The organism is Streptomyces sp. NPDC001985, from assembly GCF_040296845.1.
Taxonomy (GTDB): Bacteria; Actinomycetota; Actinomycetes; order Streptomycetales; family Streptomycetaceae; genus Streptomyces.
Genome location: NZ_JBEOYB010000081.1, coordinates 19,479 through 30,538, shown reverse-complemented (window position 1 = coordinate 30,538; position 11,060 = coordinate 19,479). Strand labels below are relative to the sequence as shown.

The 11,060-nt window shown below is 70.5% G+C and carries 10 protein-coding genes; 2 read left to right on the top strand and 8 right to left on the bottom strand.

What is annotated here, in order from left to right; all coding sequences use genetic code 11:
• Positions 1-118: 118 nt before the first annotated feature.
• The 8 genes from ABT122_RS28360 to ABT122_RS28325 form a co-directional block, all read right to left on the bottom strand.
• Positions 119-610 carry a hypothetical protein gene (locus ABT122_RS28360; protein ID WP_351558087.1) on the bottom strand — a complete coding sequence of 164 codons (492 nt, stop codon included), beginning with the start codon at positions 608-610 and terminating at the stop codon, positions 119-121.
• On the bottom strand, positions 607-1,083 hold the full coding sequence (locus ABT122_RS28355; RefSeq protein WP_351558085.1) for an amidohydrolase family protein: 477 nt from the start codon (positions 1,081-1,083) through the stop codon (positions 607-609). Before ABT122_RS28355 ends, ABT122_RS28360 begins: the two co-directional genes overlap by 4 nt.
• A 166-nt stretch (positions 1,084-1,249) precedes the next feature.
• Positions 1,250-2,833, bottom strand: coding sequence for a type IV secretory system conjugative DNA transfer family protein (locus ABT122_RS28350; protein ID WP_351558083.1), 1,584 nt, complete (start codon positions 2,831-2,833; stop codon positions 1,250-1,252).
• A gap of 1 nt (position 2,834) precedes the next feature.
• On the bottom strand, positions 2,835-4,247 hold the full coding sequence (locus tag ABT122_RS28345; RefSeq protein WP_351558081.1) for an ATP-binding protein: 1,413 nt from the start codon (positions 4,245-4,247) through the stop codon (positions 2,835-2,837).
• 14 nt (positions 4,248-4,261) lie between these two features.
• A complete protein-coding gene (locus ABT122_RS28340) occupies positions 4,262-5,824 on the bottom strand; it encodes an SCO6880 family protein (protein ID WP_351558080.1) in 1,563 nt (520 codons plus the stop codon).
• Positions 5,821-7,161: a hypothetical protein gene (locus tag ABT122_RS28335; protein WP_351558078.1), complete on the bottom strand. Its 1,341-nt coding sequence runs from the start codon at positions 7,159-7,161 to the stop codon at positions 5,821-5,823. Before ABT122_RS28335 ends, ABT122_RS28340 begins: the two co-directional genes overlap by 4 nt.
• The gene (locus ABT122_RS28330; protein ID WP_351558076.1) at positions 7,151-8,011 is read right to left on the bottom strand and encodes a hypothetical protein; all 861 of its coding nucleotides are present in this window, start codon (positions 8,009-8,011) and stop codon (positions 7,151-7,153) included. The genes ABT122_RS28335 and ABT122_RS28330 overlap by 11 nt, the downstream gene beginning before the upstream one ends.
• Positions 8,012-8,229: 218 nt before the next feature.
• Positions 8,230-8,538: a DUF8827 family protein gene (locus tag ABT122_RS28325; RefSeq protein WP_153482055.1), complete on the bottom strand. Its 309-nt coding sequence runs from the start codon at positions 8,536-8,538 to the stop codon at positions 8,230-8,232.
• Between the two features lie 339 nt (positions 8,539-8,877).
• On the opposite strand from ABT122_RS28325, the gene ABT122_RS28320 reads away from it, so the two are divergent.
• Both ABT122_RS28320 and ABT122_RS28315 read left to right on the top strand, forming a co-directional pair.
• Complete coding sequence (locus ABT122_RS28320; protein ID WP_351558074.1) at positions 8,878-9,717, top strand: SAM-dependent methyltransferase; 840 nt, start codon at positions 8,878-8,880, stop codon at positions 9,715-9,717.
• 202 nt (positions 9,718-9,919) lie between these two features.
• Positions 9,920-10,900, top strand: coding sequence for a C40 family peptidase (locus tag ABT122_RS28315; protein WP_451069205.1), 981 nt, complete (start codon positions 9,920-9,922; stop codon positions 10,898-10,900).
• Positions 10,901-11,060 lie beyond the last annotated feature (160 nt).

Here is an 11,060-nt window from a genome sequence, read left to right as displayed (position 1 = left end):
CTTTCAGCGCCGATGGTACTGCAGGGGGGACCCTGTGGGAGAGTAGGACGCCGCCGAACAATTTTTAGCCTCAGTCCCCTGGATCTTTATGGTCCAGGGGACTGAGGCATTTTTGCGTTCAGGACCTTTTCTGTTCCGTGTCTGTCTGCTCTGTGCTCAGCAGCAGCCGGTGGTCGTGGATCTCGCGCAGCATGCCCTTCTCCTGCGGGGTCCGGCCGCCGATCAGCCCCTCCCAGGTCGCCGGCCAGCTCTCCACGAGCCAGGACGGCACATATCCGGCCTCCGGGAGGGAGCCGGGGATCTCATCCGGGCGCTCCAGACGGTGGTGGACGGAGAGCGTCGGCACCACATGGGTGCCCCGGGCGGCGAGCCGGTCGAAGAGCCGGCGGGCGCGGTCCCGGTCGTAGCCGCGTACGGCCTCGTGCTCCAGGGTGTGCACCTGGTGGAACCAGGAGCGGTAGCGGGCGAGACTGGACGGTTCGGCCGGGTCCAGGCGTACCTTCGCCAGGCCCTCCCGTATCCGCTGTTCGTCGGCGGAACCGGCCAGGAGCAGGGCGTGCAGATGCTCGATGGTCTGCTGGCCCGCGTCGGCGCACTCCGCGATGGTCATCGAGTCGGGGCAGTGGCCCGCGAATCGGCGACCTCGATCACTTCCTTGCCGGTGTCCGCGGCGAAGATGGACGGGGGCCCGTCGACGAGCGGGCCGGCTATCACCCAGTGAGGGCCGAGAAGCCCGCCGTCCGAGATCCGCCGCCGGACCTCGTGGTGTTCGGGGGTGCCCCACATCTCGCGTACGGCGGTGACACCGGTCAGCGGCAGGAGCGGGGCGGTCTGGTCGACCGGGGGGATGGTGTGGATATGGGAGTCGACCAGGCCGGGGATGACGTACTTGCCCCGGAGGTCGATGGTGCGGGTGGGCCGGGGGAGCCCGGCGCCGGCGGGGGAGCGGACGGTGCGGTCGCGGTGGACGAGGATCGTCTGGTCCGCGAGGGCTCGTCCGCCCTCGATGACGGTGGCGTGGGTGAGAGCGAGCGTGCTGTCCGCCTCGGCGGCGACGGCGCGGCTGTCGGGTGGCGTGGGCATGCGGGGGACCTCTGAGTTGTCGCGGGTTCCGAGTGTTCGGAGTGACCGCTGACCACTCTGCCGTCCCGGGGGTGCCCGGCGTCAGTCCGTACGGGCGGTGATGGGTGGAGTGGCGCCGCCGGCACCCTTTCCGGGCGCCGCCGCTGACCGCCGTTCAGCCGCGGAGTCAGTGGGGGAGGGGCTCCGGCCAGCGGGAGCGTGCCTGTTCGGCGGAGCGGAGCAGGACCAGGGTCGGCAGGCCCTGGTCCTGGCCGGTCGCCAGCAGCTCCGGGAGCCGGGGAAGCGGAGCCACCGCGGCGACATCGTCCAGAACGAGGGTCATTGGTGGGTCGAGCCGGCCGGCGGATGACCGTGCGGCCATGCGGCGGCCGTGCTCGACCACGTCTGCTGCCAGTGCGGTGAGCAGTGGCATCGCTCCGGGGCGGGATCTCGGGTCCTCAATGGGTTCACCCACCAGATAGAGGGTTCCCCCTTCATCCGCAAATGATTCCAAGGTGAGGGAATCTGTCCGGTTCGGAGTGCAAGCCTCGCGGATATGGATCGAGGAGAGCGCGGAGAGTGCCCGGGCCACCAACTGCTGGGCGATCTCGCGGCGTTCCGGGTGGGCGGTGAGGGCGGACTCCAGCAGTCCGGCGAGGCCGCCGCCGGCCTTGGGGTGGGTACGGAGGATGCGTACGGCGTCGTGGGCGCCGCCGCCCTGTGCCCAGCGGTGGACCTGTTTGAAGGGCCTGCCGTCCACGGCGGCGGCGTGCAGCCAGCAGCGCAGCAGGGTCTCGGCGGTGTCGGCCATCACGGCGTCGAGGAGCGCGTGGGGGCGGACGGGGGCGAGGAGCGCGGTGGCGCGGTCGGCGGCGGTCCCGGCGTCCTCGCAGCGGCTGGTGGGCGACCAGTGGAGGCGCGCCGGGGTGTCGCAGAGGTGGCCCGGGTCGTAGACGAGCACCGGGCCGAGCTTGGCGCGGGCGTCCTTGGTCTCGGACCAGACGGCGGGGTCGGAGGTGACGACGACGGCGGGTCCCTCGGCGTCGAGTACGGCCTGGAGGGCGGCGGGGCGGCGGGTGTCGGGTCCGCCGTAGAGCAGCCGCGGGGCGCGGGGGGACGGGAGCGGAGGGCCGCTGAGGACCGGAACCGGGGCTGGGGTCGGGACCGGGACCGGGACCGGGACCGGAGCCGGGGCCGGTGGCGGTGTCGTATCGGCCGGTGACGGGTCGGCCGGAGCGCTGGTCGGCGTGGTGGCCGGCGCCGGATGTCCGGTCGTCGTCGGGGGAGGCGTCGTCGAGGGCGCCGGATGTCCGGGGGCGTCGGTGGCGGGGGCAGCGGCCGGTGCGGGGGCGGAGAGGGGCTCGGCCGTGTCGTGCCCGGCGGTGGCCTCCGCCCGGCGGTTCTCCCGTACGGCCTTCCAGCGCGCCACCGTCCCCAGGACGAAGACCGCCAGAACCAGCAGCACCATCAGCTGACTGATCACCAGACCCCAGAAGAGTCCGTATCCGGACAGCTCGCCCTCCGGGGTCCCCGGCCAGGCCGCGGCCAGGTCCTGGGGAGCGGAGACGAGGGAGCGCAGGGCCTGCGGGGTGTTCTTGAAGGTGACGTCCGACGGCCAGGAGCCGTGGGACAGCAGGCCCGACAGCCCGGTCGCCGTCCAGACCAGCACCAGTGAGCTGACGCCGAGACCGAGGAGCCCGAGCAGCAGTCCGTCCGGGATGCCCCCGCTTCCCTGCCGGCCCCCGTGACCGTGCTGTTCGGGCTGCCGCATGTCATGCCACCGTCGACTCGGGGGACTCGTCCAGCTTGTGGCGCTCGATCAGGGCCGCCCGCTGTTCCGCCTCCCACTCCGCGGCGGCCAGATCCTCCGAGAGCACGGACCCCGAGGACTCGGTCATGGCCCGGTCGGTGAAGACCAGGGGCCGCTCCGCCTCGGTGATCAGGTGTTTGACGACCTGGACATTGCCGTTGACATCCCAGACGGCGATGCCGGGCGTAAGGGTCGGAATGATCTCCACCGCCCAGCGGGGCAGCCCGAGGACCCGGCCCGTCGCTCTCGCCTCGTCCGCCTTCTGGGCGTAGATCGTCCGGGTGGAGGCCATCTTCAGGATGGCCGCCGCCTCCCGCGCGGCGGCGCCGTCGACGACATCGGAGAGGTGGTGGACGACCGCGACGAAGGAGAGACCGAGGCGGCGGCCGAACTTCAGCAGCCGCTGGAAGAGCTGGGCGACGAACGGCGAGTTGATGATGTGCCAGGCCTCCTCGACCAGGAAGATGCGTTTCTTCCGGTCGGGGCGAATCCAGGTGTGCTCCAGCCAGACGCCGACGATCGCCATCAGGATCGGCATCGCGATCGAGTTGCGGTCGATATGGGAGAGATCGAAGACGATCAGCGGCGCATCGAGGTCGATCCCGACCGTCGTCGGGCCGTCGAACATGCCCCGCAGGTCGCCGTCGACCAGCCGGTCCAGGACCAGCGCGACATCCAGGCCCCAGGCCCTGACATCGTCTATGTCGACATTCATCGCCTCGGCCGACTCGGGTTCCGGGTGGCGCAGCTGGTCGACGATGTCGGTCAGGACGGGCTGACGGTTGGTGATGGTCTCGTTGACATAGGCGTGGGCGACCTTGAGCGCGAAGCCCGCCCGCTCGTCCAGGCCGTGCCCCATCGCGACCTCGATGATGGTGCGGAGCAGAGCGAGCTGGCCCGTGGTGGTGATCGCGGGGTCGAGCGGGTTGAGCCGGATGCCGCCGTCGAGCGCGGTCATCGGGTCGAGCCGGATGGGGGTTATCCCCAGCTCCTGCGCGATGAGGTTCCACTCGCCGACGCCGTCCTCGCCCTGGGCGTCGAGCACCACGACCTGCCGGTCCCGGAAGCGGAGCTGGCGCAGGACGTACGTCTTCTCCAGCGCCGACTTGCCGTTGCCGGACTCACCGAGGACCAGCCAGTGCGGGGCGGGCAGTTGCTGCCCGTACAGCTGGAACGGGTCGTAGATGTACCCCTTGCCGCTGTAGACCTCACGGCCGATGATCACGCCCGAGTCGCCGAGGCCCGGGGCCGCGGTCGGCAGATAGACGGCCTGCGCCTGCCCGGTGGAGGTGCGCACGGGCAGCCGGGTCGTCTCCACCTTGCCGAAGACGAAGGCGGTGAAGGCCTCGGTGAGGACGGACATCGGATCTCGCATCAGGATCAAGGCCCCTAACGGCGGATGCCGGTCGCGAACGGAAGAGTGTTCACAAAGGCCCGGTGGTGTTCGCGGTCGCACCACTCCAGCTTCAGATACGACTTGCCCGCCGAGGCTCTGATCGTCCGCTTGTCCCTGGCCAGGGCTTCGGGCGAACGCGACGACACAGTGATGTACCCGACGAGGTTGACGCCCGCCGCCCCACTGGCGAGATCTTCACCCCGCTGGTCGAGCCGGCCGTGCGCGGCGATGTCGCGCGGGTCGACCGTACGGTTCATCTTCGCGGCGCGGCTGGCGTCGGCCTCGTCGTTGGTCTTCTCGGTGAGCATGCGCTCGATGGCGACTTCGGTGGGTTCGAGGTCCATGGTGACCGCCACCGTACGGATCACATCGGGGGTGTGGACGAGCAGCGGGGCGAGGAAGTTGACGCCGACCGGGGTCATCGGCCACTCCTTCACCCAGGCGGTGGAGTGGCACCAGGGCGCGCGGGTGGAGGATTCGCGGGTCTTGGCCTGGAGATAGGTGGGCTCCATGGCGTCCAGCTCGGCGGGCCAGGCGTTGCGCTTGGTCATGGCCTGGATGTGGTCGATGGGGTGGTCGGGGTCGTACATCGAGTGCACGAGGGAGGCGAGCCGGCCCTGGCCGAGCGGCTGGCGGACCCGGATGTCGGCCTCGGCGAGCCGGGCGCAGATGTCGGTCAGCTCACGGGCCATGACGACGGCGAGGCCGGCGTCCTTGTCGAGCCTGCGGGCCTTGCCGCCGCCGGCGGCGCGGGCCGCGCGGGCCATGGCGTTGGCCTCGGCGGCCAGCTCGCGGGTGTAGTGCATACAGGCGACGAGATAGGCGCGGTGCTGCTCGCTGGAGGTGGAGACCATCGACTGGAGCTGGTCGTAGGAGTCGCGCAGCCAGGGCGGGGCGTGGGTGTCGCCGCGCTGGGCGACGTCCTTGGCGTGGGCGTCGGGGTCGGCGGGGAGGGTGCGGGCGAGGATCTGGAGCCGGGTCACGAAGCCGTCGCCGTTGGCGACGTGCTTGAGGAGGGTGCCGAAGCGGTCGACCAGGGCCTCCTGGTCCTCGCTGTCGCGCAGTCCGACGCCGGGGCCCTCGATCTCGATGGCGGCGGTGACGGTCCGGCGGTCGGCGTGCAGGAGGACGGCGATCTCGTCGGGGCCGAAGGGGGCGGCGAGCCAGTTGATCCGGCCGATGCCGGGCGGCGGCCCGATCTCCACCTCGCGCCCGTCGAGCGCGGTGCCGGCCTCGACGGCGGAGGAGCGGTAGGCGGTCTTGCCGCCGCGCACGCTCCGCTTGAAGCTGCGGTTGATCTCGAACCACTTGTAGAAGGTGCGGTGCTTGTACGGGACGTACACGGCCGCGAGGGCGAGCATCGGGAAGCCCATCAGCAGCACGATCCGCAGGGTGAGCACGGGGACGATCAGTCCGCTCATCATGCCGAGGAACGCGCCGGCGATGATCAGGGCGATCTCGCCGGTCTCGCGGTTCTTGCCGATGATGGCGTTCGGCCGGGCCCGGCCGATCAGATAGGTCCGGCGGGGCGCGATGGGATGGGACTGGGTCGTCAACGCCCTCCACCTCCTGTGCTCTTGCGGTTGCTGTGCGGGGTGTTGGTGCTGGGCGCGCTGCTACGGGGTGGGGGCGCCGTGCTCCCCGCCGCGGGTCCGGCGGTGGCCGCGCCGCCGCCGGTGGGGCGGCTGCTGTGGGCGGCGACGCCGCCGCCGACGGGGTTGGCGGGCCGGGGCGCGGAGGACCCGCCGCCGTCGCCGCCGCCGGTGTTGCCCCGGGCGCTGTGGGTCTTGATGCCCTGGGAGACCAGGGCGGCGGGGGAGCTGATGACGGCGGCTGCGCGGTTCTCGACTCCGCCCTGGACGCGGTTGTTGCGGGAGGCGACGATCTCGTCGCCGAAGCCGGGGACGAAGCGGTAGATCATTCCGGAGGCGATGATGGCGAGGATGATGATCGCGAGTCCGGAGACGATCGCGCCGATGGAGTCGGTCTCCTCGGAGTTGGTGAGGGCGCCCGCGAGGCCGAGGACGATGGCGATGACCGGTTTGACCAGGATGATCGCGATCATGATGCCGGCCCAGCGGCGGACGTTGCCCCACATGTTCTTGTCGACGAGTCCGGAGTAGACGACGACGCCGAGGATGGCGCCGACGTAGAGGACGATCGCGCGGATGAACAGTTCGAGGTAGAGGACTCCGGCCGCGACGATGGTGACGAGGGAGACCACGATCTGCATGATCGGGCCGCCGCCGATGTCGTTGCCCTGTTTGAGCGCGGCGGAGAAGTTCCCGAAGAATTTATCGGTCTGGTCGCCGGTGCCGCCGGTGATGACCTCGGTGACCCCGTCGGTGGCGGAGACCAGGGTGTAGAGGATCAGCGGGGTGAAGGCGGAGGCGAGGACGGCCAGCCAGAGGAAGCCGATGGCCTCGGAGAGCGCGGTGGTGAGGGGTACGCCGCGGATGGCCCGCTTGGCGACGGCGAGGAGCCAGAGGACGAGGGTGAGGACGGTGGTGGCGGCGAAGACGATGGCGTACTGGGAGAGGAAGGTGGTGTTGGTGAAGTCGACGGTGGCGGTGGACTCGACGGCCTTGGAGAGGGTGTCGACGGTCCAGGACGCGGCGTCGGTGCAGGCCCGGCCGAGGGCGCCGAGGGGGTCGGCGGCGTCGGTGGGGTCGAGGGTGGTGCTGCGGCTGGAGCCGCTGGTGCCTTCCTCCCTCTCGCAGTACTCCCGCGCGAGGCCGGGGACGATGTCGCAGTTCTCGTCGGCCTTGCTGGGGCTGGGCGTGGGGCTCGGAGTGGGTGCCGCCGCCGCACGGGAGGCGAGGAGGACGATCGTCGCCGGGATGGCGGCCAGGACGGTGAGCGCCCTGGCGTGTAGGCGTCCACTACCGGGCATAGGTGAAGCCTCCGTATCCCGTTACAGCGCTGGCGATCTCGTCCGCGGAGGACGCGCGGTTGTCACCGTAGACCGGTGTCGGTCCCTCTTTCTGGGTGGATGAGACGATCTTCCAGTCGTTGTCGACCCACTTGAGTTTCTGGGTGAGGGTGAACCAGTTCTCGGTGACGGGCTTGATGGACGCCGGGCCGGCCAGCCCGATGAGCCCGGTGCACCAGACCTCGACGGTCACCGTCCCGCCCTTCTGCTCGGTCACGCTGGTGCCGACGGGCACGGTGCGGGACACGAAGGTGAGCCCCTTGGGCGTGCTCCCGTCCGCCTCCAGGCCGACACCTGCCAGGAACTGCGGCGAGTAGGCGTCGTCCAGGCTGCGCAGGAGGCCGTCGACGACGGCGGGGTCGTGGACGGTCCGTACGATGCTCTTCCGCGAGGCGGCCTTGAACATGCCGTCGGACCCCAGGGCCACCGCGTAGTTCGCCGCGGCGCTCTGTGCCCCCTGCTCATCCCTCGCGTACCCCGTCGGAATCCCCTCCGACTCCCCCTTCACCGGCTTCACCCCGGTCGCCGCCGTCGCCGCCGGGCCCGGGCCCTTGTCCGTGGTGGAGGAGGGGGTGTCGTCGGCGGGGGTGCCGCCGCGGTTCGCGAAGGCGATGGCGGCGATCAGCAGGACGACGACTCCCACGACCGTGATGACGGAGCGGGAGGCCCGGGGCGGGCGGCGGGAGGTGGTGTAGGGGTCGGTGTCGGAGGTGCCGGGCAGGCGGGTGCGGGTCTGGCCCGAGCCGCCGAAGCCGTCGTCGGCGCGGCCACCCGGGTCACCGGGGTAGCCGTGGTCGTCCCCGAGGCTCATCTTGCGTACTTCCCCTCGCTCCGCTGGGGGAGACGCCCTCCCTCAACCAGGTGCGGACCCGTGTCGTATGACATCGAGTCATACGACGACGGTAGTCGCGCTGCTGTCCGCGCGGGCGCGGTGTGGTGACTGGACATCGGGGAGACGCAACCTCTGAGGGTGGGCCGGGCACGCGGGGAGGAGGTGGGGACCGGTGGGATGGGGGTGAGGTGGTGGGGTCAGACGGCCATCCCGTACACGATGGTGAAGACGGTTCCCAGCGACCCGATGATGAAGACGCCGGTCAGACCGGCGACGATCAGGCCCTTGCCCTGTTCCGCGCTGAAGGTGTCGCGCAGCGCGGTCGCGCCGATCCGCTGTTTGGCCGCGCCCCAGATCGCGATGCCGAGGCAGAGCAGGATGGCCACGGCCATCACTACCTCGATCATCACCCGGGCCTCGTTCCCCAGGCCTCCGAAAGGCCCCCAATTTGGAGCGATTCCGCCAATGATGGTGGTGATATCGCCCTTTTCGGCTGCCAGGATCATGTGTAACTCACCGCCCCTGTCGGGTTGTTCGCTGCCCTTGCCCCTCGGCATGGGCCATCTCTTCTATCTTCGCTGATGAAACCGCCCTCGTATGCCGACTTGGCGGGTCTCTTTACCCGATCTCCGCACGTATGACCGATGCCACTTGTCCTGACCTGCGGAGAAGTGGTTCGGATCATGATGAGGAGCCCGTACCGTCACTCTGTGTATCACGCTGCGTGACTCCGGGCAATGACTGTCGTTGTTCCACCTTTGGGGTGCTCCTCACGTTTCGGGCGCGCCGTGTCCGCTTTGGGGCGTGCGCGGGGCCGATATCGTGCGCAACGGCTCTCCGGAGGGATGCGTTTGGATACCGTGTCCGGCGTGACTGGACTCGAGGACATACGCCTCCGGATCGACACCACGCGCCCCCACACCGCCCGCATCTGGAACTACTGGCTCGGCGGCAAGGACAACTACCCGGTCGACCGGGAGGCGGGGGACCGGATCAGGTCGATCCATCCGGGTATCGGGGATTACGCCCTGGCCGACCGGCTCTTTCTCGGGCGGGCCGTGCACCATCTCGCGGCGGAGGCCGGGATCAGGCAGTTCCTCGACATCGGCACGGGGCTGCCGAGCGCCGACAACACCCACGAGGTCGCCCAGCGGGCCGCGCCCGACGCGCGGATCGTGTACGTGGACAACGACCCCCTGGTCCTCAGTCACGCCCGGGCCCTGCTGACCAGTACGTCCGAGGGCCGCACGGACTATCTCGACGCGGATCTGCGCGACGCGGGCGCCATCCTGGAGCGGGCGGCCGAGACGCTCGACCTCTCCCGGCCCGTCGCGCTGATGCTGCTCGGGGTGGTGATCTTCATCGAGGACGACGAGCAGTCGTACGACGTCGTGCGCCGGCTGATGGCCGAGCTGCCGTCCGGGAGCCATCTGGTCCTCTCGCACACGATCACCAGCCCGTCGATGCCGGATGTGGACGCGGCGGTGGCCTTCTGGAACGAACACGGCACCCCGCGTCTGACCCAGCGGACCCCCGAGGCCGTCGAGCGGTACTTCGAGGGTCTCGAACTGCTCGAACCGGGCCTGGTCTCCTGCTCCCGCTGGCGCCCCCGGGCCGGGCGGGGGGAAGGGGCGGAGCCGCCGGCCGAGGTGGCGATGTTCGGGGCGGTGGGGAGGAAGCCGTAGCGGTCGGGCCGGGCCCGGCGGGGCCGCTACGGGAGAGGCCCGCGCCCGGGGAGGGCCGTGGACACCCCTTCCGCTGTCCCCTTCGTCCACCTCCTGAATCACCCTTCCCCCACCTACACTGACGCAGGGCGGCGTACTCCCCAGGGGTGAAGGGCGGTTGACGGTGCGTAAGGCGTGGTGGATCGCGGGGCTGTCCGCCGGGATGGCCCTGCTGTTCGTCGGACTGCTCGTGGTCGGTGCCTTCACCGCCGCCGCCGGTCTCCTCGGCGGCGCCGCCGACGGCCGCAACGGGGCCGTGGGGCTCGCCAAGGGCGCCGTCCCCGCGCGGTACCAGTCACTGGTGCAGAAATGGGGCAACCTCTGCCCCGCGATCAACCCGGCGCTCCTCGCCGCCCAGCTCTACCAGGAGAGTGGCTGGAACCCGCGCGCGCAGAGCCACGCGGCGGCGCAGGGCATCGCCCAGTTCATCCCCGGCACCTGGGCCACCCACGGAGTCGACGGGGACCAGGACGGGGACCGCGACGTCTGGGACCCCGCCGACGCGATCCCGTCGGCGGCGAGCTACGACTGCGCGCTGGCCGGCTATGTGAAGAAGGCGCCGGGCGACCCCACCAGCAACATGCTCGCCGCCTACAACGCGGGCCCGTACGCCGTGATCAAGTACGGCGGCGTCCCCCCGTACAGCGAGACACAGAACTATGTGAAGATCATCCGCTCGCTGGAGAAGAGCTTCGCCAAGCCCATCGGCCGGGTCGACCCCTCGCGGCAGGCGGCCGGGGCGATCGAGTTCGCGCAGAAGCAGCTGGGCACCAAGTATCTGTGGGGCGGCACCGGCACCGCGGCGCAGGGCGGGCGGTTCGACTGCTCGGGGCTCTCCCAGGCCGCGTACCGGACCGTGGACATCGAGCTGCCCCGGGTGGCCAACGACCAGTACAACGCGGGACCGCACCCGGCCCGCGAGGAGCTGCTCCCCGGCGATCTGGTCTTCTTCTCCGACGACCTCACCAACTCCCGGGCGATCCGGCACGTCGGCATCTATGTCGGCGGCGGATATATGATCAACGCTCCCCGTACCGGGGCTGTGATCCGCTTCGACAAGATCGACACTCCGGACTACTTCGGGGCCACCCGGGTCACCGAGGATGGCGCGAAGGCGCTTCCCACGCCGGCTCCGGAGGTCTGACCCGGCGTTCCGGATGGCTGGAAAGCCTCTGGTGAGCCACGGCCCTGAGCTGCGGCGACGTATTTCTCTTCGATAACGTCATGGTGATCGTTCGGTGGAGAGAGGAACGTCGGGGGCGACCGGGCCGTTCCCTGGACGGAGCGGCCGTGCCGCCCCCCGG